The organism is Streptomyces sulfonofaciens, assembly GCF_014656295.1.
GTDB classification, from domain to species: domain Bacteria; phylum Actinomycetota; class Actinomycetes; order Streptomycetales; family Streptomycetaceae; genus Streptomyces; species Streptomyces sulfonofaciens.
The window spans coordinates 255,922-282,674 of the sequence record NZ_BNCD01000008.1 but is presented as its reverse complement, the minus strand read 5'-3'; the positions used below and the strand labels follow the sequence as shown (position 1 = coordinate 282,674).

Here is a 26,753-nt window from a genome sequence, read left to right as displayed (position 1 = left end):
ACCCGCGGGCAGGCATGCGTCCGGAGGTATGCACGCGTTCCCAGGCACGCACACGCCCCCGCCCGCGCGCCACGGCCCGCGCACGGCTGCTGCGCGGCACGGGCGCCGTGCGCGCCGCTGCCGCCGCCGCGCTGTCGCTCACGCTGCTGCTCGCCGGGTGCTCCTCCTCGCAGGCGCCCGACGACGGCCGGATCACGCTCACGTTCCAGTCGCTGGCCTGGCAGAAGGAGTCCGTCGAGGCCAACAAGGAACTGGTCGCGGAGTGGAACGCCGCGCACCCCGGCATCCGGGTGCGCTACGTCCAGGGCGGCTGGGACGGCGTCCACGACCAGTTGCTCACCTCCTTCGAGGGCGGCGAGGCACCCGACGTCATCCACGACGCCTCCGACGACCTCGCCGACTTCGCCTACGGCGGGTACCTCGCCGACCTGCGCGGGCTGCTGCCGAAGGCGCTGGTGGACGACATCCCGGCACGGAGCTGGTCCATGGCCACCTTCGGCGACGGCGTGTACGGCGTACCGTTCCTCCAGGAGCCGCGGGTCCTGATCGCCGACGCCGACCGGTTGCGCGCCTCGGGCGTGCGCATCCCGACGCCCCGGCACCCCTGGAGCTGGCGGGAGTTCCGCACCGTCACCAAGCGGCTCAGCGGGCCCGGCAGGTACGGCGTCGCCTGGCCGCTGAAGGAGCCCGTCTCCGCGACCCTGAACCTCGGCCTGTCCACCGGTGGCCGGCTCTTCCACCGGGGCCCCGACGGCAAGGTGACCATCCGCTTCGAGGCCGCCGACGCGGTCGTGCCGCGCACGGTCCACGACCAGGTGCTCCGGGACGGCAGCGCCTCCGCGGCCACCCTCGGGATGGGCGGCTCCGACACGCTGCCGGGGTTCTTCGGCGGAAGGTACGCGATGGTGCCGCTCGGGTTCTCCTACCGCCAGCAGATCGCCCAGCAGGCGCCGAAGGGCTTCCACTGGCAGGTGCTGCCCGCCCCCGCCGGGCCTGGCGGACTCGCCCAGGGCGTCAGCCCGCAGACGCTGTCCATCGCCGAGGACTGCCCGCACAAGAAGGCGGCCGCCGCCTTCGTCGCGTTCCTGCTGAGGCCGGCGAACATGGTGCGGCTCGCGCTCGGCGACTGGCTGCTGCCCACCGGCAGCCGCGCCCTCGCCGACCCCGCCCTGCACACCGAGGAGTACGACTGGGCGACCGGGGCCGCGCTCGCCGGCCAACTGCGCCCGGCACCCGCCCAGTCCGTGCGGGGCTACGCCGAGTGGAAGGACAAGATCGCCACCCCCGCGCTCCAGGAGTACTACAGCGGGGCCATCGACCTGGCCGAACTGCGCCACCGCCTGGAACACGACGGCAATCTGCTCCTGGCCCGCTACCAGCGCTGACCCGCCCGGCCCGCCCCGCCCGCGTCCGCCGACCGCATTGCCCGCCGCCCGCCTGTCGGCCACCGCTCATCCCCCGGCCACCGTCGGTCGCCCCGCAGCCCCGCCGCCCCGTCGACCGCCGCCTGCCTTCCGGCCACCGCTCACCCCGGCGACCGTCGGTCCTGCCGTCCCGCGGTCCTGCCGTGCCGCCGTGCGGCCGAGTGCGTCCCGCCGCGCCCCTGCGCCCCGCAACCGTTATTGCTTTGCACGAGACGTCTCGTCTCGTTACGCTGGTGGCATGATCCGCAGGAACAGCTCCCAACGGGCCCATATCGCCATGTTCTCCATTGCGGCCCACGGGCACGTGAACCCGAGCCTCCCCGTCATCAGGGAGCTGGTCGCCCGCGGAAACCGGGTGTCGTACGCGATTCCCCCGGCCTTCGCCCACAAGGTCGCGCAAGCGGGCGCGGAGCCCCGGATCTGGCACTCGACGCTGCCCACCGACGACGACCCCGAGGCCTGGGGCACCGAGTTGATCGACCACGTCGAGCCGTTCCTCGCCGATGCCGTCCAGGCCCTCCCGCAGCTCACCGCCGCCTACCAGGACGACAGTCCGGACCTGGTGCTCTACGACATCACCGCCTACCCCGCCAGGATCCTCGCGCACCGCTGGGGCGTCCCGATCATCCAACTGTCACCGAACATGGTGGCCTGGGAGGGGTACGAGGAGGAGGTCGGCAGAGCGCTCTTCGAGCCGCTCAAGCGGACCCCGCGCGGCAAGGCCTTCTACGACACCTTCGCCGGCTGGATCGCCGAGAACGGCATGGACATCGACGTCGAGCACTTCATGGGCCGCCCCGACCGCTGCCTGGTCCTCATCCCCAAGGTCCTCCAGCCGCACGCCGACCGCGTCGACCGCTCCGTCTACACCTTCGTCGGAAGCTGCCAGGACCAGCCGCCCGCGCAGAAAGAATGGCGCCGGCCGCCCGGCGCCGAGAAGGTCCTGCTGGTCTCGCTTGGCTCCACCTTCACCAAGCAGCCGGGCTTCTACCGCGAGTGCATCGAGGCGTTCGGCGCCCTGCCCGGCTGGCACACGGTCCTCGCGATCGGCCGGCACGTGGACGTCGCCGAGCTCGGCGCCATCCCGCCGCAGGTGGAGGTGCACCCCTGGGTGCCCCAGCGGGCGATCCTGCGCGAGGCCGACGCCTTCGTCACCCATGCGGGCGCCGGCGGCTGCCAGGAGGGCCTGGCCACCGGCACGCCGATGGTCGCCGTCCCGCAGGCCGTCGACCAGTTCGGCAACGCGGACATCCTCCAGGACCTCGGCGTCGCCCGCCACCTGCCCATGGCGGAGGCCACCGCCGACGCCCTGCGTGCCGCCGTCCTCGACCTGGTCGGCGACCCCGAGGTGGCCCGGCGGCTCGGTGAGATCCGGGCCGGGATGGCGGAGGAGGGCGGCACGGCACGCGCCGCCGACCTGATCGAGGCCGTACTGCGCCCCGAGTGAGCCGCACACCGCCACCGGCCGTGCGCACCGGCCGTGCGCACCGGCCGTGCGCACCGGCCGTGCGCACCGGCCGTGCCGGGGGCGGGCGCCGGGCCCGGGCTCGCGGGGCAGCGGTGCCGCGCCCCACCGGTGCCGTCGACCCGTGCACGCGCCGGCCCCGCCCGCCCGGCCGCCCGGCGCGGCGCCAGGCGGGGCCCGCCGCCCGGCAGCGGTGCGGTTGCCCGGCCCGGGCCCGGCCATAGGGTGTTGGCATGACGACGACGTACGCGGCACTGCTGCGCGGTATCAACGTGGGCGGCAAGCGGGTGCCCATGCCCGAGCTGCGCACCCTGCTGGAAGGGCTGGGCCACGGCGCCGTACGCACCTACCTGCAGAGCGGCAACGCCGTCTTCACGAGCGAGACGGCCGATCAGGAGCTGCTGGCCGCGGAACTGGAGCGGGCCGTGGAGAAGCACTTCGGCTTCCCCGTCGCCTGCCTCGTGCGCGACGGCGCGTACCTGCGGGCGGTGTCCGCCGCCTGCCCCTTCCCGGCGGCCACCCTGGAGGGCAGGCAACTGCACGCCACGTTCTTCGCCGAGCCGGTCGACGCGTCCCGCTTCGCGGGGCTCGACCAGCAGTCTTTCCTCCCCGAGGAGTTCCGGCTCGGCGACCGGGTGCTCTACCTCTATGTCCCGGACGGCCTCGGCCGCTCCCCGCTCGCCGCCGCCCTCGCGAGGCCCACCGTGCTCAAGGGCCTCGTCGCCACCAGCCGCAACTGGAACACCGTCGCCAGACTCGTGGAGATGACCGGTGCCTGAGCACGCATCCGACCCTGCGGACTCCGCCGTCCTGGCGGCCGTCGACGCCGAGCTGCGCCTCCTCGAACCGGAGGTGCGCCGCTCGCCGGAGCTGGCCGGCGCCCTGCTGCACCCGGAGTTCACCGAGATCGGCGCCTCGGGCCGGATCTGGGACCGCAAGGCGACCCTCGCCATGCTGAGCGCGTCCACCGAACCCGGCGACCGGGCCGCCACCGCCAGCCGGATGCACGGCGTCCAGCTCGCCCCCGACCTGGTCCACCTCACCTTCGACACGGACGACAACGGCCGCCGCGCCCACCGCAGCTCCCTGTGGCGCCGCACCGACCGGGGCTGGCAGCTCTATTTCCACCAGGGCACCCTCTGCGCCGCCGAACCCCCCGCCGAAGGCACCTGACCCCGGCGCCGCGCGCCCTCGGCGGGGCGGGCACCAGCGCAAGGGCGCAGTGCGCGGCTCAGGCGCCCAGCGCCCCGAGCACCGGCGTCCGGGCCTCGTCGTAGCGCCGCAGCAGCACCTGCGCCACCTCGGGCGAGGCGCCCAGCACCGGCGCGAGCACATCGGCGCCCGCCGCGCCCCGTGCGATCCGGTCCGGCAGGAAACCGGGAGCCAGGACATAGGGGGCGACGGCGACCCGGCGGACCCCCTCGGCGCGCAGCAGGCGCACCGCTTCCTCGGTGGCGGGCACGGGCGTCCGGGGTGCGGACGCCGAGGCGAACGCGGCCAGCGCCCCGCCCCAGCCGGCGCGCCGCCACTGCCGCGCCATCGCCAGCGACGCCGCCACCGCCTCCGGGTCCGAGGATCCGGCCGAGGCCAGCACCACCCCGGTCGAGGCCCTGTCCGCGGGAGCGAGACCCGCCTCGTGCAGCCGCCGCTCAAGGGCCGCGGTCAGCAGTGGCGAGGGGCCGAGCACCTCGGCCTGCCGGATGCGGAGCTGCGCGGGGGCCCTGCGCAGCACTGCCGGGATGTCCGCCTTGGCGTGGAAGGCGCGGTTCAGCAGCAGTGGCTGCGCCACGATCTCGTGCACCCCCCGCGCCGCCAGCGACTGGAGCGCGCCCGGTACCGAGGGCACGTTGAAGTCCAGGAAGCCCGTCGTCACCCGCAGCCCGGGACGCAGCGCCCGCAGCCGCGCCACCAGCGCGTGCACGGTGGCGGCGTGCCGTGGGTCACGGCTGCCGTGGGCGATGAGGAGCAGGGCGGGCGCGGACATCGATACGGAGGGTTCCCAACGGGTCGGACGGATCGGCGTGCGGGCGGACGGGTCGGTGCGAGGTCGGACGGGGCGGCGCGTGGCGGCGGGTGCTCCGGCGGGGCCGGTCAGTTCTTCACCAGCAGGCCCCGGCTGCGCAGCACCCAGCGCTCCAGCGGGCTGAAGATCAGCAGATCGATGGCGATGCCGACGATCAGGATCAGCAGGATCGCCAGGAACACCTGCGACATGCTGCTGTTGGTCCGGCCGGCCTCCAGTAGCTGACCGAGGCCCATGCCCAGGTCGGGTGACTGGGCGATGATCTCGGCGGCCATCAGCGAACGCCACGAGAACGCCCAGCCCTGCTTCAGGCCCGCCAGGTATCCGGGCAGCGCCGCGGGCATCACGATGTGCCAGGTGCCGCGCAGCCCCGTGGCCCCCAGCGTACGGCCGGCCCGCAGGAAAAGGGGCGGCACCTGGTCGATGCCCGAGACGAGACCGTTGGCGATCGAGGGCACCGCGCCGAGCAGGATCACCGCGTACATCATCGAGTCGTTCAGGCCCAGCCAGATCACCGCCGGCGGCACCCACGCCACCGAAGGCAGCGACTGGAGGCCCGACAGGATCGGCCCGATCGCGGCCCGTACGAACTTCACCCGGGCGACCAGCAGCCCGAGCGGCGTGCCGATCACCAGTGCCAGCAGGAAACCGAGCAGGCCCCGCGAGACACTGGTCCAGATGAAGCCGAGCAGCGTGCCCCGGGTCCAGGAGTCCTCGACCTCGCTCCACACCGAGGACGGCGCGGGCAGCTTGTAGCTGTCGGTCACCTTCGCCCACACCAGTAGCTGCCACACCACCAGCACGAGCACGATGGCGGTGGCCGGCGGCAGCACCTTCTGCACCAGGGTCTGGCTCAGCGGCGGCCGCCCGGTGTGCCGGGTCTCCAGCGCGTCCAGACCGGCTTCGAGACCGGCGAGGTCACCCGTGTCCGCGGCGGCCGGCCCGGGCTTCGCGCCGGGATTCTGCTCCGTCTCAGTGCTGACCATGGCGGCGGATCTCCCCACGCAGTTGTTCGGTGATCTCGACAGAGAGCTCCGCCACGGCGGCGTCTTCGATGCGGCGCGGCTGGGCGATGTCCACGGTCCACTCACGGGCCACCCGGCCGGGCCGCGACGACAGCAGCACCACGCGCTGCGCGAGCCGGACCGCCTCGCGGACGTTGTGCGTCACGAACAGCACCGAGACCTGGGTCTCGCGCCAGATACGGGTCAGCTCGTCGTGCAGCACGTCCCGGGTGATCGCGTCCAGCGCCGCGAAGGGCTCGTCCATCAGCAGCAGCCTGCTGTCCTGGGCGAGCGCCCTGGCCAGTGCCACCCGCTGGCGCATCCCACCGGACAGCTCGTGCACCCGCTTGCCGTGCGCACCGGCCAGCCGCACCAGCTCCAGCAGTTCCTCGGCCGCCTGGCGCCGCCCGGCCTTGGGCACCCCGCGCAGCTTCAGCGCCAACTCGATGTTCTTGCCCGCGGTCAGCCACGGGAACAGGGCGTGCTCCTGGAACATCAGCGCGGGTCGGCCCTGCGTGCTGATCGTCCCCGCCGTCGGGAGGTCGAGCCCGGCGACCAGGTTGAGCAGCGTCGACTTCCCGCACCCTGAGGCGCCCAGCAGCGTCACGAACTCGCCGGGCGCGACATCGAGCGTGATGTCGTCCAGGACGGTGTTCCGCCCGCCCGGGGCGTCGAACGACTTCGAGACGTGGGTGATGCGCGCCGCGTAGTCCCTCGCATCGACTCCATCGGCGGCCTTGGCGATAGTGGTTGCCACGGTCGGACTCCTCCTCGGGGAACGATGGGGCCCTCCCCGGCCGGGACGGCACGGGCAGGAGCGCGGCCTGCTACTGGGCGCCGAGACCCGCGGCGCCGACCGCGGGCTTGCCCTCGGCCTTCAGGACCTTGTTCAGCGGGGCGAGGTCGTAGATGCCCTTCAGGTCGGGCTTCTCCAGCAGTCCGGCCTTGACGGCGTGGTCCGCCTCGGAGCCGAGCGTGGCCGCCAGCGGGTCGTCGATGAACCGGATGGACTTCCACGCCGGGTCGAGCACGTCGGCCGGCAGCGCCTTGCCGGACAGTTCCCTGAGCTTGTCGTTGGCGGCCTTCTCGGCCTCGGCCGGGTGCTCGTTGATGAACGTGTTGCTCTTCACGGAGCCGCGCAGCACCGCCTCGACCACGTCCGGGTGCTCCTTGAGGAACTTCTGCGACACGATGACGTTCGTGATCACGAACTTCTTGCCCGGCCACAGCGTCGACTCGTCGAGCAGCACCTTCGCGCCCTCCGAGACCAGCTTGGACGCGGTCGGCTCGGGCACCCACGCGCCGTCCACGGATCCCGACCGGTAGGCGTCCGGTGTGATCTTGTTGTCCGTGCGGACCACGGACACGTCGCCCTTGCCGCTCTGCGCGTCGACCTTCCAGCCCTGCTGTGCGATCCAGTGCAGGAACGCCACGTCCTGGGTGTTGCCGAGCTGCGGCGTCGCTATCTTCTTGCCCTTGACGTCGCTCAGCGACTTGATCTTCTTGGGGTTGACCACCAGTTTCACCCCGCCGGACGCCGAACCGGAGATGATCTTCAGGCTCTTGGCGTCGGAGGCGGTGTAGCCGTTGATGGCGGGGGAGGGGCCGATCCACCCGATGTCGATCGAGCCGGAGTTCAGCGCCTCGATCTCGGAAGGACCGGCGTTGAACTGCGCGTAGGAGGCCCTGGTGCCGCCCAGCTCCTTCTGGAAGATGCCCTTCTCGTCGCCCACCAGCGCCGTGGCGTGGGTGAGGTTGGGGAAGTAGCCGATCCGTACGGAGTCGGCGGACAGCTTCTTGCCGTGCGCCTTGGCCTCGTGGGAGGCGTTCTCGTCGGCCTTGGAGCCGTAACCGCACGCGCTGGCGGCCAGGGCGAGCAGGGCCAGCGCGGTGGCGGCGCGGCCACGGCGGGCGGTGAGCAGCGGCCCCCCGGTCGAACGGGTTCGCGCGCGAGGCAGGTGTGCAGGCACGGGAGGGTGTCCTCTCGTTGGCCCGGAAACTTACGTCCCCCGTGCGGTGGGGTGTGAGCGGGACGCGACCGGGTGATCGTCAGGTCTTCGTCGCAGGCGACGCGGCAGGCGGTGGGGGGTGGTGCGGACGGTGGCGGCACCCGCCCCGCGCCGGAGGCGGAGGGCGGGGTGCGCGGGCGTCAGCCCGCACATCGCGCCACTCCGCCCTGCCCGCTGCCGAGGGCGCCGCTGCCGATGCGGCCGCCCTCCTTGGCGAACGTCGAGAAGACGTCGATCGCGGTCATGTCTAGAAGTCCCAGCCGTCGTCGTCGGAGGCGGCCACGGGCGTGTGCTCCGCGGAGAAGGCGTCGCCCGCCATGCCGGCCGCGAGAGTGGTGCCGTCCGCCGGGTCGATCAGGAGGAAGGAACCGGTGCGGCGGGAGTCCTCGTAGGAGTCGAGCGCCAGCGGCTCGGCCGTGCGGACCTTCACCCGGCCGATGTCGTTGGCCACCAGCCGACCCGGGCGGGGGTGCTGGGAGAGATCGTCGAGGGTCAGACGGGAGGGGATCTCCTTGACGATCGCCTTCACCGTCCTGGTGGTGTGCTTGAGCAGCACCCGCTGGCCCTCGGTGAGCGGCTGGTCGGCGACGTGGCAGACGGTGGCCTCGACGTCCTGCGTGGTGGCCGGCGCGTCCTCGCTGGGCACGATGAGGTCGCCGCGCGAGATGTCGAGGTCGTCATCGAGCAGTACCGTCACCGACTGCGGCGTCCAGGCGACGTCGACCGGGGTGCCGAGCAGGTCGATGCCCGAGATGGTGGACGTACGCCCGGAAGGCAGTACGGTCACCGGCTCACCGACGCGGAACGTCCCCGCCGCGATCTGGCCGGCGTAGCCGCGGTAGTCGCGGTGCTCCGGGGTACCGGGGCGGATCACGTACTGCACCGGCAGGCGGGCGTGGCAGTGCGCCAGGTCGTGGCTGACGGGCACGGTCTCCAGGTGTTCGAGCACCGTCGGGCCGCCGTACCAGTCCATGGTGGCGGAGGCCTCCACCACGTTGTCGCCGACCAGCGCCGATATCGGGATGGCGGTGACCTCGGGGACGCCCAGCTCCCGGGCGTAGGCGGTGAACTCCTCGGCGATCCGGGCGAAGACGCGCTCCTCGTAGCCGACCAGGTCCATCTTGTTGACGGCCAGCACGACGTGCGGGACGCGCAGCAGCGCCGCAATGGCCGCGTGCCTGCGGGTCTGCTCGACCACGCCGTTGCGGGCGTCGACGAGGATCACCGTCAGTTCGGCGGTGGAGGCGCCGGTGACCATGTTGCGGGTGTACTGCACATGGCCCGGGGTGTCGGCGAGGATGAAGCGGCGCAGGGGGGTGGCGAAGTAGCGGTAGGCGACGTCGATGGTGATGCCCTGCTCCCGCTCCGCCCGCAGCCCGTCCGTGAGCAGCGCCAGGTCGGGGGCGTCCTGGCCGCGGCCCTGCGAGACGCGCGTGACGGCCTCCAACTGGTCGCTGAGGACGGATTTGGAGTCGTGCAGCAGCCGCCCGACGAGGGTCGACTTGCCGTCGTCGACGGAGCCTGCGGTGGCGAACCTGAGCAGGGTGGTGGCGGTGGGGTCGGCGAGGTGGTCCGTGGTGGTCATGGCTTAGAAGTACCCCTCGCGCTTGCGGTCTTCCATGGCTGCCTCGGAGAGCTTGTCGTCGGCGCGTGTCGCACCGCGCTCGGTGAGCCGGGACGCGGCGATCTCGGCGATGACGGCGTCCAGCGTGTCCGCGTCGGACTCCACGGCACCGGTGCACGACATGTCGCCGACCGTGCGGTAGCGGACCTTCCTCTTCTCCACGGGCTCGCCGTCCGCCGGCCCGCCCCAGTCCCCGGCGGTCAACCACATGCCGGCGCGCTGGAAGACCTCGCGCTCGTGGGCGAAGTAGATCGGGGGCAGGGCGATCTGCTCCTTGGCGATGTACTGCCAGACGTCCAGCTCGGTCCAGTTGGAGAGCGGGAAGACGCGCACGTGCTCGCCGGGCGCGTGCCTGCCGTTGTAGAGCTGCCACAGCTCGGGGCGCTGGCGGCGCGGATCCCACTGCGAGAACTCGTCGCGCAGCGAGAACACCCGCTCCTTGGCGCGGGCCTTCTCCTCGTCGCGCCGCCCGCCGCCGAACACCGCGTCGAAACGATGCTGCTGGATGGCCTCGGTCAGCGGCAGGGTCTGGAGCGGGTTGCGGGTGCCGTCGGGACGCTCGCGCAGCTTGCCTGCGTCGATGTACTCCTGCACGGAGGCGACGTGCAGCCGCAGCCCGTACCGTTCGACGGTCCGGTCGCGGAAGTCGAGCACCTCGGGGAAGTTGTGGCCGGTGTCGACGTGCAGCAGGCCGAAGGGCACCGGGGCCGGGGTGAACGCCTTCAGCGCGAGGTGCAGCATCAGGATGGAGTCCTTGCCGCCGGAGAAGAGCAGCACCGGCCGCTCGAACTCGCCGGCCACCTCACGGAAGATGTGTACGGCCTCGGACTCCAACGCGTCCAGATGGCTGAGTGCGTAGGGACTGTCGGTCTCCTGGGCGATCACGGTCATGCCACACCCCTCTCGCTCGCCGTCGTGGCCTGCCGCTGAGCGGCCGCGCGTGCGCGTGCACCGCTCACAGCAGGCCCTTCTCTATGAGCAGCGCGTACAGCGCCGACGCCGATTCCTGAACGGTCTGGTGCTGGGACTCGATGCGCAGGTCGGGCGCCTCGGGCTCCTCGTACGGGTCGTCGACACCGGTCAGGCCGGCGATCTCGCCCGCCGCCTGCTTGGCGTAGAGTCCCTTCACATCACGTACGGAGCACACCTCCACCGGAGTGGCGACGTGTACCTCCACATACGGTGTGCCCTGGGTCTGGTGGCGCTTGCGCACCGCCTCGCGGCTGTCGGTGTACGGTGCGATCACCGGCACCAGCACCGTGACGCCGTTGCTGGCGAGCAGCTCCGCGACGAAGCCGATGCGCTGGACGTTGGTGTGCCGGTCCTCGCGGCTGAAACCGAGGCCCGCGGAGAGGAACTCGCGCACCTCGTCGCCGTCCAGCACCTCCACGCGGTGCCCGTCGCCGCGCAGCCGCCCGGCGAGTTCGTGGGCGATGGTGGTCTTGCCCGCACTCGGCAGACCCGTGAGCCAGACGGTGGCTCCGGTCACGTGCTTCCCCCTGGGTTCGTGAGAGTCCTGGCTCATCCGTGCAACCCGCACTCGGTCTTGGCGCGGCCTCCCCAGCGGCCGGCCCTGGCGTCCTCACCCTCCAGCAACCGCCGGGTGCAGGGCGCGCAGCCGATGGAGCCGTATCCGTCCATCAGCAGCGGGTTGGTGAGCATACCGTGCTCCTCGACGTACGCATCCACATCCTCCTGCGTCCAGCGGGCGATGGGGGAGACCTTGACCTTCTCCCGCTTCTCGTCCCAGGCCACGACGGGTGTGCCCGCCCTGGTCGGCGACTCGTCGCGGCGCAGGCCGGTCACCCAGGCGTCATACCCCGCAAGGCCCTCGTCCAGCGGCTGCACCTTGCGCAGCCGGCAGCACAGATCGGGGTCGCGGTCGTGCAGCCCCGGTCCGTACCTGGCGTCCTGTTCGGCCACCGTCTGACGGGGCGTGAGCGTGATGACGTTGACGTCGAGGACGGCGGCGACGGCGTCCCGGGTCCCGATGGTCTCGGGGAAGTGGTAGCCGGTGTCCAGGAAGATGACGTCGATGCCCGGCAGCGCCCGGGAGGCGAGGTGGGCGACCACCGAGTCCTCCATCGAGGACGTCACGCACAGGCGCCTGCCGAAGGTGCCGGCGGCCCAGTCGAGGATCTCCGCGGCGGAGGCACCTTCGAGGTCGCGTCCGGCCCGCTCCGCCAGTTCCCTGAGCTCCGAAGTGGCCCGCCCCTGGGCGGAGACCGTGGTCATGTTCCGTTCCTTCCGCTCGTGTCGCGCTGAAGTCCACGGGTCAGCAACCCGAGGAACTTCAGTTGGAAGGCTCGATTGCAGGCCGCGCATTCCCAGGCGCCACCGTGTCCCTGCTCACTGGGGCGCAGGTCCTCGTCACCGCAGTACGGGCAGTAGAAGGGGGCGGCACGCTCACTCATGCGGCGCCTCCGGGGCGTGCGCTGGTGCCTCGGGTACGTGCGGTGCCCGGGTGCGCGGCGTCCTCGCCCGGCTGTGCGGCGCAGGCCGTGAGCGGGACGCGGTCGGGGCGCAGCCCTCTGTGGCCGGGGCCGGGGGCCGCGCCGCTCACGACAGGGCCTCCTCGTCGGCGCGTGCCGCCCAGGTGGCGAACCGCTCGCCCTCGTTGCGCTCCGCCTGGAAGCGGCGCAGGACGCGCTCGATGTAGTCGGGCAGTTCCCTGGAGGTCACCTTGAGTCCGCGCACCTTGCGGCCGAAGCCGGCCTCGAGCCCGAGCGCACCGCCCAGGTGCACCTGGTAGCCCTCCACCTGCTCGCCGTTCTCGTCGAGCACGAGCTGGCCCTTGAGGCCGATGTCGGCGACCTGGATGCGGGCGCAGGCGTTGGGGCAGCCGTTGAGGTTGATGGTGATGGGCTCGTCGAAGTCCGGCAGGCGCTGCTCCAGCTCGTCGACGAGCTGTGCGCCGCGCGCCTTGGTCTCGACGATCGCCAGCTTGCAGAACTCGATGCCGGTGCAGGCCATGGTGCCGCGCCTGAACGTCGAGGGGCGAACCGTCAGGTCCAGTACCTCCAGGCCCTCCACCAGCGAGTCGACGCGGTCCTCGGTGACATCGAGCACCAGCATCTTCTGCTCGGCGGTGGTGCGCACCCGGCCCGAGCCGTGTGCCTCGGCCAGTTCGGCGATCTTGGTCAGCAGGGTGCCGTCGACCCGGCCGACCCGCGGGGCGAAGCCGACGTAGAAGCGGCCGTCCTTCTGGCGGTGCACGCCCACGTGGTCGCGCCAGCGCGCCACGGGCTGCTCGGGCGCGGGGCCGTCGACCAGCCGCCGCCGCAGGTACTCGTCCTCCAGGACCTGCCGGAACTGCTCCACGCCCCAGTCGGCGACGAGGAACTTCAGACGGGCGCGGGTGCGCAGGCGCCGGTAGCCGTAGTCGCGGAAGACCGAGACGACCGCCTCGTGGACGTCGGCGACCTCGTCCAGCGGGACCCAGGCGCCGAGCCGCTGCCCGATCATGGGGTTGGTGGACAGGCCGCCACCGACCCAGACGTCGAAACCGGGGCCGTGCTCGGGGTGCTCGACGCCGATGAACGCGACGTCGTTGATCTCGTGGGCGACGTCCAGCAGCGGCGAGCCGGAGACCGCCGTCTTGAACTTGCGCGGCAGGTTCGAGTAGGCCGGGTTGCCGATCACCCGGCGGTGGATCTCCTCGATGGCCGGAGTGCCGTCGATGATCTCGTCCTCGGCGATGCCCGCGACCGGTGAGCCGAGGATGACCCGGGGCACGTCGCCGCATGCCTCGGTGGTGGACAGGCCCACGGACTCCAGGCGCCGCCAGATCTCCGGGACGTCCTCGATGCGGATCCAGTGGAGCTGGATGTTCTGCCGGTCGGTGATGTCGGCCGTGCCCCGGGCGAACTCCGCGGATATCTCGCCGATGATCCGAAGCTGCCCGGTGGTCAGCCGGCCGCCGTCGATGCGGACCCGCAACATGAAGTAGCGGTCGTCCAGCTCCTCGGGCTCCAGGATGGCCGTCTTGCCGCCCTCGATCCCGGGCTTGCGCTGCGTGTAGAGGCCCCACCAGCGCATGCGTCCGCGCAGGTCGGCCCCGTCTATGGAGTCGAAGCCCGCCTTGGAGTAGATCGTCTCAATGCGCGTCCGCACGTTGAGACCGTCGTCGTCCTTCTTGGACTGCTCGTTGGCGTTGAGCGGCGTGAAGTGGCCCTTGGCCCACTGGCCCTCGCCACGATGGCGGCCCGCCTTGCGGCGCGGTGTGGCAGCGGCGGGCTTGCGTGGGGTGGCAGCCATGGTGGTACGTCCTTCGGGACAGGCAGGCGGCTCTGACCTGCGCATACGGGCACGTGCAGACAGATGCGGGCATACGGGCGCGGCGCTGCGCAGTGGTCTCAGGAAAACAGAGGGTGCCGCGGGGACACGGGAAAACCGGCGGTGCTGTGACTGTCAGCCCGCCGGACAGATGGCGCTGGACATGCGGCCGTGGTCGACGTGCCGCCGGCTCACCAAGACAATTCCAGCTCCAGACATGAGGGAAGCGTGTCACGGAGATCTCGGGGCAGTCCACCTAAGTCCGAGATGTGGACACTCTTGTCTCACACCCTAATACGTTGATCGGTCGCTGTCATATCCGGGCCGGTGCCGGGGCGGAGCGGGCCGGGGGCATGTGCCCCGGGCGTACGCGCAGGGAGCGCGGCGGTGGGTGCGGGCGGTGGGCAGTGGGGGCGGGCAGTGGCGCGGGGCGATCCAGCGCGGGCGATCCAGCGCCCGCCGGCCGGCCCCGCGCGGATGGCCGGATCCTAGCCCCCGCCCACCCGGGCCCGCCGCACCGCCGGCGCCGTCGAGTGCGGCAGCAGGTCCGCGGGGCGGTCCGGCAGCAGCAGCCCCACCTCGGTGCCCTCCCGGAACCGGTAGGGCCGGTGCTCCAGCAGGCAGTGCAGATAGCGCCGGATCCGGGACACCTCCGCCCGCACCGTCACGGTGCGGGCCGCGTCCCCGAACACGTCCTGCGCCAGTTGCGCGGCGCTGCGCCCGCCGCGGTGCGCCGCCAGCAGGTACAGCAGCTCGGCGTGGCGCGGGCTCAGCTCGTGCGTCCACTCGCCCGCACCGCCCGACACGGTCACGCACCAGCAGCGCGGACCGCGCAGGTCCAGCACCACCCGGGTGGTCCCGGTCCGCTCCCGGCCGTCCTCCACCCGCACCAGCCAGCCACCGGGCAGCGGCTCCACCAGGCACATGCCGAGCGCGGCCAGACGGCTGCGCCCCACCCCGAAGGACGCGGGCAGCGCCAGGCGGTCCACCGGTGCCATGCCCGCCACCGCGGCCGTCCAGCCGTGCCTGTCCACGGCCAGTGCCCGGCCCCCGACACGGGCCAGTAACGGTGCCGCCACCGCCCGCAGCCGGTCCAGCGCCACCGCGTGCCGCTCCCGCAGCCGGGCCTCGGCCAACTGGGCCACCGAGCCGACCAGCGCCAGCATCACCGGATGCATGCTGTCGAGCGGGCCGCTGACGTCCACCACACCCAGCAGCCTGCCGTCCCGCGGATCGGTGATCGGGGCCCCGGCGCAGGTCAGGGGGTGCAGCGTGCGCACGAAGTGCTCGGCGGAGAACACCTGCACCGGACGGCGCACCACCAGTGGGGTACCGAGCCCGTTGGTGCCGACGACGGTTTCGCGCCAGTCGGAGCCCACCTCCAGGCCCATCCCGTCGGCGACCCGCAGCACCGCGGCACTGCCCTCCCGCCACAGCACCCGGCCCTCCGCGTCGCAGACGGCCATGATGTGCTGCGCCGCGTCCGCCACGGAGAGCAGGCCCTCGCGCAGCACCGGAAGCACCTCCGCCAGCGGTGAGCGCCTGCGGCGCTCCTCCAGTTCCTCCAGACTCAGCAGCCCCGCCCGGTGGTCGTGGTCGGGGTCCACGCCCCGCTCGATCACGCGCTCCCAGGACTCACCGATCACCGGCCGCGGCACCAGCCGCGAGCGCCGGCCGGAGAGCGCCGCGGCCCGTGCCTCCTTCAGCAGCCGGGCCGCCCGGCCGGCGTCCGGGCCCGTGAGCCCGGTCGGATCGATCTGCAGTGCCTGCCCCACTTGGCCCTCCCCATAGCGCCCCCTGCCCCCCGGGGGCCGAGCCGGATGTACGGCGACGTGCCCGTGCCGCCGGGCCCGGCGGCGGAGCCGGTGGCCGGGCCGGTGCCCCGCCGCACAGCGAGCGGACGGGCGCGCACGGCCGGTACACCTCCTATCGTGCCGTGGCCGGGCCCCGGGGGCGGACGCCTCCCCCGGCGGACCGGCAGGCGTTGCAACCCCCCGCAACCCTGGCGAACAGCCGTGCGGTCGATGAAGCTGGCGCCATGCCGCCCCGGCGGCAGTCGGGCACCCTCGCGGAAGCCCGAACGCGGGGGTGGTGCCGTGTCGGCGCGGCACCACCCCCGTGCGACCTGAGCCGCGGGCACCGGATCGGCGCCGTGCCGCCCCCGCGGCTCACTCCACCGGGCGGGCCCGCTCCACCACCGGGGCGAGGTCCAGGGTGCCCGGCAGGGTGCCGAAGGCCGCACCGTGGTCCCCGCCCAGCCGGGACGCGCAGAACGCGTCGGCGACCTCCGGCGGTGCGAACCGCACCAGCAGCGAGCCCTGGAGCACCAGCGCCATCCGCTCCACGAGCCGCCGGGCCCGCGCCTCGATGCCCTCCAGGTCGGCCAGTTCGGTCAGCAGGCCCTTGACGGCGGCGTCCAGCCGGTGGTCCGCGCCGCGGGTGCGGCCCAGCTCCTCCAGGAAGGCGTTCAGTGCCTCCGGCTCGCGTTGCAGCGCCCGCAGCACGTCCAGCGCCTGGACGTTGCCGGCGCCCTCCCAGATCGAGTTCAGCGGCGACTCGCGCAGCAGCCGCGGCATGTCCGACTCCTCGACGTAGCCGTTGCCGCCCAGGCATTCGAGCGCCTCCGCCACCATCGGCGTGCAGCGCTTGGTCACCCAGTACTTGGCGACCGGCACGGCGAGCCGCAGCAGAGCACGCTCGTGCGGCTCGTCGCTGTCGTAGGCGGCCGCCAGCCGCAGGGCGAGCGTCGTCGCCGCCTCCGACTCCAGCGCCAGGTCGGCCAGTACGTTGCGCATCAGCGGCTTGTCGATCAGTTTGCCGCCGAACGCCTCCCGGTACGCGCAGTGGTGCACCGCCTGCGCCACGGCCTGCCGCATCAGCGCCGCGGAACCCAGCACGCAGTCCAGCCGGGTGGCCGCCACCATCTCGATGATGGTGCGCACCCCGCGGCCCTCCGCGCCGACCCGGCGGGCCCAGGTCCCCTCGAACTCGACCTCGGCCGAGGCGTTCGAGCGGTTGCCCAGCTTGTCCTTCAGACGCTGGATCCGGAACACGTTCCGCTCGCCGTCCGGCAGCACCCGCGGCACCAGGAAGCACGTCAGGCCGCCCTCCCCGGTGGCGGGGGCCGCCTGGCCGAGCACCAGGAAACCGTCCGACATCGGCGCCGAGCAGAACCACTTGTGCCCCGTCAGCAGGTACTCGCCCTGCGCCGCCAGCGGCTCGGCGCGGGTCGTGTTGGCCCTGACGTCGCTGCCGCCCTGCTTCTCCGTCATGCCCATCCCGAAGAGCACGCCGGCCTTCTGCGCGGCGGGCCGCAGCCCCTCGTCGTAGATCATCGCGGTCAGCCGCGGCTCCCACTCGGCGGCCAGCTCCGGCTCCGCGCGCAGGGCGGGCACCGCGGCGTGCGTCATCGACAGCGGACAGGCGTGCCCCGCCTCGGCCTGCGTCCACACCAGGAACGCCGCGGCCCTGCGGACGTGCCCCCCGGGCCGCGTCCAGGCGGCGGTCATGCCCGCGGAGACCCCCTTGGCGAGCAGCCGGTGCCAGGCCGGATGGAACTCGACCTCGTCGATGCGGTGGCCGTAGCGGTCGTGGGTGCGCAGCTTCGGCGGGTTCTCGTTCGCCAGCGCCCCCCACTCCCTGGCCTGCGCCGAGCCCGCGGCGCGGCCCAGCACGGACAGTTCCGTGCGCGCCTGCTCGGCCTGCGCGGGATCGAGGTGCCGGGCCACGGCCTCGCGAAGGGCCCGGTCCGCGGCGAATACGTCATATCCGACCAGCGGCGGAGCCTGGTTGGTCACTGTGTGGGTGGTCGCTGCCATGCCGATACGGTAAGGAGGTGCACCAGGCAAAAGAAACACCTGCAGGGCCGTCCGGCCGACTGGGCCGTGCCCGTGCGATGTACCGCGACATGTCGATGCGCAGGACCGCCTGGCTGCTGCTCAAGGACACCGTCAACTCCTGCATGGAGTACCGCATCCTCGGCCTGGCCGCAGAGGCGGCCTTCTTCACGCTGCTCTCGGTGCCGCCGCTGCTGCTCAGCATCATCGGGCTGCTCGGCTACGTGGACGCCTGGACGGGCGCCCACACCATCGCCGGCCTGGAGAAGAACATCCTGGAGGCGTCCCGGACCGTCCTGTCCGACCAGGGCGTGCGGCAGATCGCCCGGCCCCTGCTGGAGGACGTGACCAAGGGCGGCAGACCGGACGTCATCTCCATCGGCTTCGTCTTCGCGCTGTGGTCCGGCTCCCGGGCGGTGAACGTCTTCGTCGACACCATCACCGTCATGTACGGCCTGGACGGCACCCGCGGCATCGTCAAGACCCGGCTGCTGTCGTTCGGGCTCTTCGTCGTCGCGCTGCTGATCGGTTCCGTCGCCCTGCCGCTGATGGTCGCGGGGCCGGACGCGGTCGTCCAGGTCGTCCCCTGGTCCACCACGGTGGTGCGGGTGCTGTACTGGCCGGTGGTGATCGTCCTGTCGATCGTCTTCCTGACGACGCTCTACCACGTCTCCGTGCCGGTGCGCTCCCCCTGGGTGGAGGACATGCCTGGCGCGCTGGTCGCGCTCGCCATGTGGGTGCTCGGCAGCTTCCTGCTGCGCATCTACCTCACCAACACCGTGGAGGGCCCCACCATCTACGGGTCGCTCGCCGCGCCGGTGGCCGTGCTGCTGTGGATCGGCGTGTCGGCCTTCGCGGTGCTCGTCGGCGCCGCCGTGAACGCCGCGCTCGACCGGGTCTGGCCGTCGGTGGCCACCGCGGCGGCGCGCGCCGCGCAGGACCGCGCACGCACCGCGCTCAGCACCGAGTACCGCGCCTGGTGGGCGGCCCACCGCGCGCTGGGCGGCGACGGCGACGAAGGCGACGAGGAGGCGGACGGCGCCGACGGCCGGGAGGCCGCCATGCCCTCGGAGTTCCCCGAGCGCTGGTCGAAGTTCCTGCCGCCGGAGGACGTCACCTCGCGGCTGCGCGCCCACGCCCGCCGCACCGGCCGGCCCCGGGGCTCCGACGCGGGCGGCGGCGAGCCGGGCGGCGCGGACGCCGACCGGCCGGGCGGCACGGGCCGGGAGGGGCCTCGCCGCCAGGGGCGCTCCTAGGCCCCGGGCGCGAGGCCGGCCCTGCCGGATCGGACAGGGCGTGGGAACGGGCCCGCCCCCTGCTGGGGGCGGGCCCGGCCCCGCCGACGCACCGGCGGGGCCGTCCTCACCCCCGGGACCGGCTGATGGACGCGGCGGTAGGCGGGTGGACGGGGAGGCTGGTCACCCCCCGGACCCGAACGTGAACGAGAACTGCGCGGGTGCCGCGGTGAGTTCGTACTGCGGCAGGACACCGGGGCCGCACGACTGGGAACCGATGCCCTGGACGCCGTGGTCGAGGTTCACCCACAGGGTGTCGCCGGGGACGAGGTCCGTTCGGTGCCGGGCCGCGTCGAGCGCCTGCGGTGTCCAGGGCCGGGCGGCGAAGGAGCAGACCGGCTCCGCCGCCACCCGCAGCCCGCCGGGTGCGGCGCGTCCACCGGTGAACTCCACCCACCGCACGTCCGTGCGTGCGCCGTTCTCCTGCGGGTGCACGTACGGCGTCTGGAGCTCGTCGACCCCGGCCGTCCAGCGCCCCAGCCGGGCCGCCGTACGGGTGTCCGGGTACGCCTCCCCGGGCCCGCCGCCGAACCAGCTCACCCGCCCGTACCCGGCCGGGATCCCCAACCGCACCCCGAGCCTGGGCAGCGGCACCTGCCAGTTGCCCTCGGGCGTGACCGAGACGGTCAGCGTGAGCCGGCCGCCGCCCGCGGTCCAGCGGTACTCGGTGGCCAGGGCGAGCTGTGCGGCCGCGGGTGCCACCCGGGTGCGCACGACGAGGGCCGGGTGGGGCCCCTCGTCCGTGCCCACCCCGTCCAGCCGGTGCTGCACGCGGTGCAGGCCGATCCGGCGCCACTGCCTGCCGACGAGCGCGGCGGGCGGTCCGCCGGGCGAGCCGCCGTCGTTGTCGGTGGGCGCCCGCCACACATCGAGCCCGAGCCATTTCACGGGCACGTCCCCGATCCGCAGCACCGCGCCCGTACGCGCGTCGAAGACGCCGGGGCCGAGCGCGACCACCTCGCGCCCCGCCGCGTCCAGCCCGGCCCGCACGGGCCGGTCCCCGCGCGCCGGGACCACCGGCACCCGGGGCGTCGCGGCCCACTGCCCCCACGCCACCGTGTGGCCCCGCGCCGCCCAGGCGGTGTCCCGGGCGAGCACGGCCCGCACCGTCCAGTGCCGTTCACCGCCGGACGCCGGTGCCGCGGCGGGCACCGGAGGCAGGGCGCACTCGGCGCTCTCGCCCGGTGCGAGCGCCGGCACCCCGAGGTCGCCGCTCGCCACGGCCTCGCCGTCGACCTCGTAGGACCAGGTGAAGGCGAGGTGGCCCAGGTCGGCGAAGTCGTGGCCGTTGGTGACGCGGACCGTGCCGCGGACGCCGTCGCCGTCGATGCGGACCGGTTCGATGACCTTCTTGTACTCGGTCAGACCGGGGGAGGGGGTCCGGTCGGGGAAGAGCAGCCCGTCGCAGACGAAGGTGCCGTCGTGCAGTTCCTCGCCGAAGTCGCCGCCGTAGGCGTAGCCGAGGTCCGGGTGGCTCAGGCCGTGGTCGATCCACTCCCAGACGAACCCGCCCTGGCAGCGCGGGTGGGTCTCGAAGAGCCGCTGGTACTCCAGGAGCCCGCCCGGCCCGTTGCCCATGGCGTGCCCGTACTCGCACAGCACGAACGGCAGCGCGCGGCGCCGCTCGGGGCCGTCGTCCGCGCGCTTGCCGATCGCGTCGACCTCGGCGTGGTCCGCGTACATCCGCGAGTAGACGTCGGTGTCCCTGCTCGACCTGTCGCCCTCGTAGTGCAGCAGCCGGTCCGGGTCGCGGCCGCGGATCCAGTCGGCCATCGCGGTCAGGCCCGCGCCGGTGCCGCACTCGTTGCCGAGCGACCAGAAGATCACGCTCGGGTGGTTCTTGTCGCGCTCCACCATGCGGGCGGCGCGGTCCAGCAGCGCCGGGGTCCAGCGGTCGTCGTCGACCGGGTTGCGCCGCCAGTCGTCGCGGCAGAAGCCGTGGGTCTCCAGGTCGCACTCGTCGATCACCCACAGGCCCAGCTCGTCGCAGAGGGCCAGGAACGCCGGGTGCGGCGGGTAGTGGGAGGTGCGGACGGCGTTGATGTTGTGCTGCTTCATCAGCAGGACGTCGCGGCGCATGGTGTCCGCGTCGACGGTGCGGCCGGTGTCCGGGTGGAACTCGTGGCGGTTGACGCCGCGCAGCAGGATCGGCCGGCCGTTGACCTTGATCAGGCCGTCCTCGACCAGCACCGTGCGGAAGCCGATGCGCAGCGGGATCCGCTCCCCGGCGGTGGCCAGCTCGCCGTCGTACAGCCGGGGCGTCTCGGCCGTCCAGGGCCGCACCGCGACCGTGACGCTCTCTCCCGCCGCGCAGTCGACGCCCAGCTCGGGGACGGTGACGCGGCCCGGTACCGAGGCGTCGACGCGCAGCGTTCCGGTGCCGCCGAGGTGGTCGTAGGAGGCGTGCACGAAGAAGTCCGCCGCGGTGCCGTCGGGCCGGTGCAGCAGGGTCACCTCGCGGAAGATGCCGGGCAGCCACCACTGGTCCTGGTCCTCCAGGTACGACCCGGACGACCACTGGTGGACACGGACCGCGAGCACGTTGCCCGACGGCTTGAGCAGCGTGTCGACCGCGAACTCGTGCGGCAGCCTGGACCCCTTGAACTCGCCCAGCTCCGTGCCGTTGAGCCAGACGCGTGCGCAGGACTCCACGCCCTCGAACCTGAGCACCGCGGGCCCGTCCGGCCAGCCGTCGGGGAGGTCGAAGGTGTGCAGGTGGTCGCCGGTGGGGTTGGCCGTGGGCACGCGCGGCGGGTCCACCGGGAAGGGGTAGTCCACATTGGTGTAGGCCGGGGCGCCGAACGCGCCGCCGCCCTGGAGCACCCAGTGGCCCGGCACCGCGACCGTGGACCAGCCGGAGGTGTCGTGGCCGGGCAGGGCGAAGGCCGTGTCGTGGGCGTCGGCGGTGGCGGACAGCCTGAAGCGCCAGTCGCCGTCGAGCGGGAGGACGGCGGCGTCGGAGCCGGCGTACCAGGCGCGCGGCGGCAGGCAGCCGCGGCCCGGTGAGACGTCCTCGTAGTAGGGCAGGCCCGCGCGGGGCCGGTCGCCGGTGGTGTCGTCGGAACGGGTGCCCCCGGGTCCGGGGACGGCCCCGGGGGCGGCGAAGACGGTGTCGTGCTCGATTGCCATCGGTCTCCTCGTGCTGCGGAGTGACGACACCACCCCACCCGAGAGGACCGCGTGGATCAAGACCCCCCTGACAGGATCCTGTCCAGGAACCGGTTGCGGAACGTGCCGGACGGGTCGAGCGCCGCGGCCAGCGCGGCGAAGTCCGCGAGCCGCGGATAGCGGGCGTGCAGCACCTCGGGCGCGACGGTGAAGACCTTGCCCCAGTGCGGCCGGGCCTCGAAGGGCGCGAGGCGGTCCTCCAGCGCCGCGACGACGGGCAGCACGGCCGCGGTGTCCTGCACCCAGGTGAAGTGCAGCGCCACCGTGTCGCGGCCGTACGCCGGGCTGAGCCACTGGCGGTCGGCCGCGACGGTGCGCACCTCGCAGATCTGGAGCACCGGGGCCAGCGTCCCGCGGATGCGGTCCAGGGCGTGCAGCGCCTCCGTCGCATGGGCCCGGGGCAGCAGGTACTCGGACTGCAACTCGGCGCCGCTGCTCGGCATGAACTCGGCGCGGAAGTGCGGCAGCCGCTCGTGCCAGGGGCCGACGGCGCCGAGCTGCGGGGTGCAGTTGACCGCGGGCATCCCGGGCACCGGGTGCTGCGGCTCGGTGGCCGGCGTCCACGTCAGGCCGGCCGGCGGTGGCGCGGGCGGGCCCGCGGCGTCCACGCGCCGCTTCAACCACACCTGGTTGAAGCGCGGCGCACGCCAGTCCGTGAACAGGCTCACGCTGTACGCGGCCGACGCCACCGCCTCGAAGTCCAGCTCCGCCAGCGGCAACCCGGTGTAGACGTCCTGGCGCATCTCGTACGCGGGCTCCAGGTCGAGCGTCAGTGCGGTCACCACGCCGAGCGCGCCCAGGGACACCACCGCCCCGTCGAACCGGTCCTCGCCGCGGCGCAGCGTGCGCGTCGAGCCGTCCGCCGCGACCAGCTCCACCGCACGGACGGCCGACGCCAGGGATCCGTTGGCGATGCCGGAGCCATGGGTGCCGGTGGCCACCGAGCCGGCGACGGAGATGTGCGGCAGCGACGCCATGTTGTGCAGCGCGAGCCCCTGTGCGTGGACCCGGCGGGCCAGCTCGGCGTAGCGCACCCCGCCCGACACCCGTACCGTGCGCGCCGCGGTGTCCACGTCGACCTCGGCCGGCAGGGCGGCCAGCGACAGCAGCACCCCGTCGGTGTCGGCGATCTCGTTGAACGAGTGACCGCTGCCCAGGACGCGCACGCGTCTGCTCGCGGCCACCAGCTCACGCAGTGCGCCGAGCGAGCCGGGCGAGGCGACCTCACGTGCCGAGAACGTGATGTTGCCCGCCCAGTTCGTCACGGCCCGTATGCCGTCGGTCATCGAAGCCCCTCACTGCCGCCGTGCGCATGCTGGTGCGCGTGGTACGTGCGCCATTGTCCGTCATGGGGGTGCGCAGGGGTCCCCGGGGGCCGAAGGGGCGGTTGCGGTCGTATCGGGACACCGGCCGGTGCCCCGCCCGCGCGTGCCGTTTCCCGCGCCCCTGGCGGGGCGCCGGACGGCGGGGGCATACCGTGAGAGGCGTGCGCGGGCGTGGCAGGGACCGCGCACACCGCAGGAAGCGAGGAGAAGCGATGAGTGTCACCCGCACCGGGCCGGGGACGTCACGGACACGGCCGGAGCACCGCACCGCACTGGTCGAGGAACTGATGGAGCGGTTCCCCGGAGTGCCGCGGGAGGCCGTCCTGAAGGAGGACCTGCTGCGCGGCGGCGTCGCCTTCGACGACTCCGCACTCAGCGACAACGAGAACGGAGAGGTCAAGCCCAAGTCCTACTTCATCTTCTCCTTCGACCACGGCACCCTGCCGGAACTGGGCGAGGCCGCGCTGCGCCGGCCGCCCGAGGAGATCGTCCTCACCGGCGGCCCCTACGACCTGCGCCGCACCGTGGTGTCGGTACGGGTCAACCCGGGCTCGCCGTACCGGGTGGCCGCCTCGGACGACGGCATGCTCGGGCTCTACCTGGACGGCAGGCGGATCGCCGACGTCGGCGTGCCGCCGATGCCGGACTACTACCGGCACACCCTCGCCAACGGGAAGTCGGTGATGGAGGTCGCGCCCACCATCCAGTGGGGCTACCTGATCTACCTGACCGTCTTCCGCGTCTGCCAGTACTTCGGCGCCAAGGAGGAGTGCCAGTACTGCGACATCAACCACAACTGGCGCCAGCACAAGGCCGCGGGGCGCCCCTACACCGGTGTGAAGCCCGTCGAGGAGGTCCTGGAGGCGCTGGAGATCATCGACCGGTACGACACCGCGAAGGCGTCCACCGCCTACACGCTCACCGGGGGCGCGATCACCTCCCACATCGGCGGCAAGGACGAGGCCGAGTTCTACGGCCAGTACGCGCAGGCCATCGAGGAGCGCTTCCCGGGCCGCTGGATCGGCAAGGTCGTCGCCCAGGCGCTGCCGAAGGCGGACGTGCAGCGCTTCAAGGACCACGGCGTGCAGATCTACCACCCCAACTTCGAGGTGTGGGACCGCCGCCTGTTCGAGCTGTACTGCCCGGGCAAGGAGCGCTACGTCGGCCGTGACGAGTGGCACCGCCGCATCCTGGACTCCGCCGAGGTGTTCGGGCCGCGCAACGTGATCCCCAACTTCGTGGCCGGTGTCGAGATGGCCGAGCCGTTCGGCTTCACCACGGTCGACGAGGCGATCGACTCCACCACCGAGGGCCTCAGGTTCTTCATGTCCCGCGGCATCACCCCCCGCTTCACCACCTGGTGCCCCGAGCCGACCACCCCGCTCGGCAAGGCCAACCCGCAGGGCGCGCCGCTCGAATACCACATCAGGCTGCTCCAGGCCTACCGCGCCACCATGGACGAGTACGGCCTCTCCTCGCCGCCCGGCTACGGTCTGCCGGGCGCCGGGCGTGCGGTGTTCTCGGTGAGCTCGTTCATGGACAGCCTGCCGGGTGCCGACGAGGCGGCGCCCGCCGCCCACGACGAGGCTCCGGCCGGGGGCTGAGCCCGGCCTTTCGAGCCGGCTGAGCAGGGCCTTCGGACCGGCCGGGAGCCGGACGGGAGCCGGTCGGGCACGGCGGTGGTCGCGGCCCGGCCGGGCCGGGCCCGAAGGCCCGCGGCGGCGACGGAAAAACGTTGGCGGCGCACGGACCCGCCGGGCTAGGGTTCGTGCGTTCCCCACGGCGGGCGCGGCCCGCCGTACCGGGCGTGCGCACCCGTGCGTGCACCGCAGACCGAGCGCAGGACAGGGAGGTGTGACCGATGGCTGTCTCCGAGACGGGCGCTGTCCGCACCAGGAAGTACCTCCTGTCCACCCCCGTGGCTCCCGGCCGCCTTCGAACCGCTGCCTGAGCAGCGCCAAGCCGCGCCTGTGCGCGCGGCGCCGGGGCCGCCCCTGCGTGAAGGGTCTCCCCTTGAACGACATCGACACCGCGCTCGCCCCCTACGGCTGGGACGACGCGTGGGCCACCGCCTTCGCCCCGTACGCCGCCCAGGGCCTGCTGCCCGGCCGGGTGGTGCGCGTCGACCGCGGCCAGTGCGACGTGCTCACCCCCGGCGGGACACTGCGGGCCGACACCTCCTTCGTCACGCCCCACGACCCGCTGCGGGTGATCTGCACCGGCGACTGGGCCGCCGTGGAGCCCGCAGGAAGCCCCCGGTTCGTCAGGGACTACCTGCCGCGGCGCACCGCGTTCGTACGCTCCACCTCCTCCAGGCGGTCCGAGGGGCAGATCCTCGCGGCCAACGTCGACCACGCCCTCATCGCGGTCTCCCTGGCCGCCGAACTCGACCTGGACCGTGTCGAGCGGTTCACCGCGCTGGCCTGGGAGTCCGGAGCGCAGCCGGTGCTGGTGCTCACCAAGGCCGACCTGGTGCCGCACCCGGTGGTCAGGGAGCACCTGGTGCAGGACGCCGGGACGGCGGCGCCCGGGGTGCAGGTGCTGCCGGTCAGCGCGGCGACCGGTGAGGGCGTGGACGTACTCGCGGCGGTGGTCGCGGGCACGACGAGCGTGCTGCTCGGGCAGTCCGGCGCCGGCAAGTCGACGCTGGCGAACGCGCTGCTCGGCGACGACGTGATGGAGGTGCAGGACGTCCGGGAGGTGGACGGCAAGGGCCGGCACACCACGACGACCCGCAACCTGCTGGTGCTGCCCGGCGGCGGCGTCCTCATCGACACGCCCGGTCTGCGCGGCGTGGGGCTCTGGGACGCCGGGACGGGCGTCGGCCAGGTCTTCTCCGAGATCGAGGAACTGGCGGGGTCGTGCAGGTTCCACGACTGCGCGCACCTCGCGGAACCGGGCTGCGCGGTACTGGCCGCGGTGGCGGACGGCACGCTGCCGGGGCGGCGGCTCGACTCGTACCGGAAGCTGCTGCGCGAGAACGAGCGGATCGTGGCGAAGACGGACGCACGGGCACGGGCGGAGCTGAGGCGCCAGTGGAAGCTCCGTGGCGCGCAGGGACGCGCGGCGAGCGAGGCCAAGCGGGGCCGGCTCCGGTAGGGCCGCTCCCGCCGGCGGTTCCCGGGAGCCGGTCCCGGTCCCGGTCGCGATTCCGGCCCGGTCCGCCGCACCCCTTTCCGCCCGGCGGTGGGACACCCGAGGAGCGGTCCCGTGCCGGGGGCCCGCGGTGCCGGTCGGCCCGGGTGCCCGGCCGGTCGTGGCGCGGCGGCCGGGGCGGACGTGCGGCGGCCCGGCCAGGGGCCGCC

At 73.3% G+C, this 26,753-nt stretch carries 20 protein-coding genes and 1 pseudogene; 7 read left to right on the top strand and 14 right to left on the bottom strand.

What is annotated here, in order from left to right:
* Positions 1-14 precede the first annotated feature (14 nt).
* From IE313_RS15985 to IE313_RS15970, 4 genes and pseudogenes are all read left to right on the top strand, one after another.
* On the top strand, positions 15-1,385 hold the full coding sequence (locus tag IE313_RS15985) for an ABC transporter substrate-binding protein (protein WP_189932587.1): 1,371 nt from the start codon (positions 15-17) through the stop codon (positions 1,383-1,385).
* Between the two features lie 236 nt (positions 1,386-1,621).
* A pseudogene (mgt, locus tag IE313_RS15980) lies at positions 1,622-2,871 on the top strand (macrolide-inactivating glycosyltransferase).
* Between the two features lie 251 nt (positions 2,872-3,122).
* Positions 3,123-3,668, top strand: coding sequence for a DUF1697 domain-containing protein (locus tag IE313_RS15975; protein ID WP_189932582.1), 546 nt, complete (start codon positions 3,123-3,125; stop codon positions 3,666-3,668).
* Positions 3,661-4,062, top strand: coding sequence for a nuclear transport factor 2 family protein (locus tag IE313_RS15970; protein ID WP_189932580.1), 402 nt, complete (start codon positions 3,661-3,663; stop codon positions 4,060-4,062). The genes IE313_RS15975 and IE313_RS15970 overlap by 8 nt, the downstream gene beginning before the upstream one ends.
* A 58-nt stretch (positions 4,063-4,120) precedes the next feature.
* Here the strand turns inward: IE313_RS15970 and IE313_RS15965 are convergent, their stop codons facing one another.
* The 12 genes from IE313_RS15965 to IE313_RS15905 form a co-directional block, all read right to left on the bottom strand.
* The gene (locus tag IE313_RS15965) at positions 4,121-4,873 is read right to left on the bottom strand and encodes a sirohydrochlorin chelatase (RefSeq protein ID WP_189932578.1); all 753 of its coding nucleotides are present in this window, start codon (positions 4,871-4,873) and stop codon (positions 4,121-4,123) included.
* Positions 4,874-4,980: 107 nt separating this feature from the next.
* A complete protein-coding gene (locus tag IE313_RS15960; RefSeq protein WP_189932576.1) occupies positions 4,981-5,898 on the bottom strand; it encodes an ABC transporter permease in 918 nt (305 codons plus the stop codon).
* Positions 5,885-6,673, bottom strand: coding sequence for an ABC transporter ATP-binding protein (locus IE313_RS15955; RefSeq protein WP_189932574.1), 789 nt, complete (start codon positions 6,671-6,673; stop codon positions 5,885-5,887). The genes IE313_RS15960 and IE313_RS15955 overlap by 14 nt, the downstream gene beginning before the upstream one ends.
* A 70-nt stretch (positions 6,674-6,743) precedes the next feature.
* Positions 6,744-7,886: an aliphatic sulfonate ABC transporter substrate-binding protein gene (locus IE313_RS15950; protein ID WP_373316998.1), complete on the bottom strand. Its 1,143-nt coding sequence runs from the start codon at positions 7,884-7,886 to the stop codon at positions 6,744-6,746.
* Between the two features lie 286 nt (positions 7,887-8,172).
* On the bottom strand, positions 8,173-9,510 hold the full coding sequence (locus IE313_RS15940) for a sulfate adenylyltransferase subunit 1 (protein ID WP_189932570.1): 1,338 nt from the start codon (positions 9,508-9,510) through the stop codon (positions 8,173-8,175).
* A 3-nt stretch (positions 9,511-9,513) separates the two neighbouring features.
* On the bottom strand, positions 9,514-10,440 hold the full coding sequence (cysD, locus tag IE313_RS15935) for a sulfate adenylyltransferase subunit CysD (RefSeq protein WP_189932568.1): 927 nt from the start codon (positions 10,438-10,440) through the stop codon (positions 9,514-9,516).
* A gap of 64 nt (positions 10,441-10,504) precedes the next feature.
* The gene (gene cysC / locus IE313_RS15930) at positions 10,505-11,074 is read right to left on the bottom strand and encodes an adenylyl-sulfate kinase (protein ID WP_189932566.1); all 570 of its coding nucleotides are present in this window, start codon (positions 11,072-11,074) and stop codon (positions 10,505-10,507) included.
* The gene (locus tag IE313_RS15925; protein WP_189932565.1) at positions 11,071-11,784 is read right to left on the bottom strand and encodes a phosphoadenylyl-sulfate reductase; all 714 of its coding nucleotides are present in this window, start codon (positions 11,782-11,784) and stop codon (positions 11,071-11,073) included. Before IE313_RS15925 ends, cysC begins: the two co-directional genes overlap by 4 nt.
* Entirely contained in the window at positions 11,781-11,963 is a 183-nt protein-coding gene (locus IE313_RS15920) for a hypothetical protein (RefSeq protein WP_189932563.1), read from the bottom strand. Before IE313_RS15920 ends, IE313_RS15925 begins: the two co-directional genes overlap by 4 nt.
* Before the next feature lie 145 nt (positions 11,964-12,108).
* Positions 12,109-13,806, bottom strand: a complete 1,698-nt coding sequence (locus tag IE313_RS15915; protein WP_189932561.1) for a nitrite/sulfite reductase — start codon at positions 13,804-13,806, stop codon at positions 12,109-12,111.
* Between the two features lie 506 nt (positions 13,807-14,312).
* Entirely contained in the window at positions 14,313-15,599 is a 1,287-nt protein-coding gene (locus tag IE313_RS15910) for a GAF domain-containing protein (protein ID WP_229924674.1), read from the bottom strand.
* Positions 15,600-15,992: 393 nt separating this feature from the next.
* On the bottom strand, positions 15,993-17,642 hold the full coding sequence (locus IE313_RS15905; protein ID WP_189932559.1) for an acyl-CoA dehydrogenase family protein: 1,650 nt from the start codon (positions 17,640-17,642) through the stop codon (positions 15,993-15,995).
* Positions 17,643-17,659: 17 nt separating this feature from the next.
* On the opposite strand from IE313_RS15905, the gene IE313_RS15900 reads away from it, so the two are divergent.
* The gene (locus IE313_RS15900; RefSeq protein ID WP_189932557.1) at positions 17,660-18,916 is read left to right on the top strand and encodes a YihY/virulence factor BrkB family protein; all 1,257 of its coding nucleotides are present in this window, start codon (positions 17,660-17,662) and stop codon (positions 18,914-18,916) included.
* A gap of 162 nt (positions 18,917-19,078) precedes the next feature.
* Here IE313_RS15900 and IE313_RS15895 read toward each other — a convergent pair whose 3' ends face one another.
* Positions 19,079-22,084: a glycoside hydrolase family 2 TIM barrel-domain containing protein gene (locus IE313_RS15895; protein ID WP_189932555.1), complete on the bottom strand. Its 3,006-nt coding sequence runs from the start codon at positions 22,082-22,084 to the stop codon at positions 19,079-19,081.
* 56 nt (positions 22,085-22,140) lie between these two features.
* A complete protein-coding gene (locus IE313_RS15890; RefSeq protein ID WP_189932553.1) occupies positions 22,141-23,409 on the bottom strand; it encodes a D-arabinono-1,4-lactone oxidase in 1,269 nt (422 codons plus the stop codon).
* Between the two features lie 251 nt (positions 23,410-23,660).
* Here IE313_RS15890 and IE313_RS15885 point away from each other — a divergent pair, with 251 nt between their 5' ends.
* Positions 23,661-25,052, top strand: coding sequence for a radical SAM protein (locus tag IE313_RS15885; protein WP_189932551.1), 1,392 nt, complete (start codon positions 23,661-23,663; stop codon positions 25,050-25,052).
* Positions 25,053-25,461: 409 nt separating this feature from the next.
* A complete protein-coding gene (gene rsgA, locus IE313_RS15880) occupies positions 25,462-26,547 on the top strand; it encodes a ribosome small subunit-dependent GTPase A (RefSeq protein WP_229924673.1) in 1,086 nt (361 codons plus the stop codon).
* The last annotated feature ends 206 nt before the right edge of the window (positions 26,548-26,753 follow it).

Coding starts and splice junctions, on each gene's coding strand:
- IE313_RS15940 (WP_189932570.1), bottom strand. CDS start 9,510: ATGACCACCACGGACCACCTCGCCGACCCCACCGCCACCACCCTGCTC.
- IE313_RS15985 (WP_189932587.1), top strand. CDS start 15: ATGCGTCCGGAGGTATGCACGCGTTCCCAGGCACGCACACGCCCCCGC.
- IE313_RS15920 (WP_189932563.1), bottom strand. CDS start 11,963: ATGAGTGAGCGTGCCGCCCCCTTCTACTGCCCGTACTGCGGTGACGAG.
- IE313_RS15915 (WP_189932561.1), bottom strand. CDS start 13,806: ATGGCTGCCACCCCACGCAAGCCCGCCGCTGCCACACCGCGCCGCAAG.
- cysD (WP_189932568.1), bottom strand. CDS start 10,440: ATGACCGTGATCGCCCAGGAGACCGACAGTCCCTACGCACTCAGCCAT.
- IE313_RS15925 (WP_189932565.1), bottom strand. CDS start 11,784: ATGACCACGGTCTCCGCCCAGGGGCGGGCCACTTCGGAGCTCAGGGAA.
- IE313_RS15960 (WP_189932576.1), bottom strand. CDS start 5,898: ATGGTCAGCACTGAGACGGAGCAGAATCCCGGCGCGAAGCCCGGGCCG.
- IE313_RS15895 (WP_189932555.1), bottom strand. CDS start 22,084: ATGGCAATCGAGCACGACACCGTCTTCGCCGCCCCCGGGGCCGTCCCC.
- IE313_RS15885 (WP_189932551.1), top strand. CDS start 23,661: ATGAGTGTCACCCGCACCGGGCCGGGGACGTCACGGACACGGCCGGAG.
- IE313_RS15965 (WP_189932578.1), bottom strand. CDS start 4,873: ATGTCCGCGCCCGCCCTGCTCCTCATCGCCCACGGCAGCCGTGACCCA.
- cysC (WP_189932566.1), bottom strand. CDS start 11,074: ATGAGCCAGGACTCTCACGAACCCAGGGGGAAGCACGTGACCGGAGCC.
- IE313_RS15890 (WP_189932553.1), bottom strand. CDS start 23,409: ATGACCGACGGCATACGGGCCGTGACGAACTGGGCGGGCAACATCACG.
- IE313_RS15905 (WP_189932559.1), bottom strand. CDS start 17,642: ATGGCAGCGACCACCCACACAGTGACCAACCAGGCTCCGCCGCTGGTC.
- IE313_RS15975 (WP_189932582.1), top strand. CDS start 3,123: ATGACGACGACGTACGCGGCACTGCTGCGCGGTATCAACGTGGGCGGC.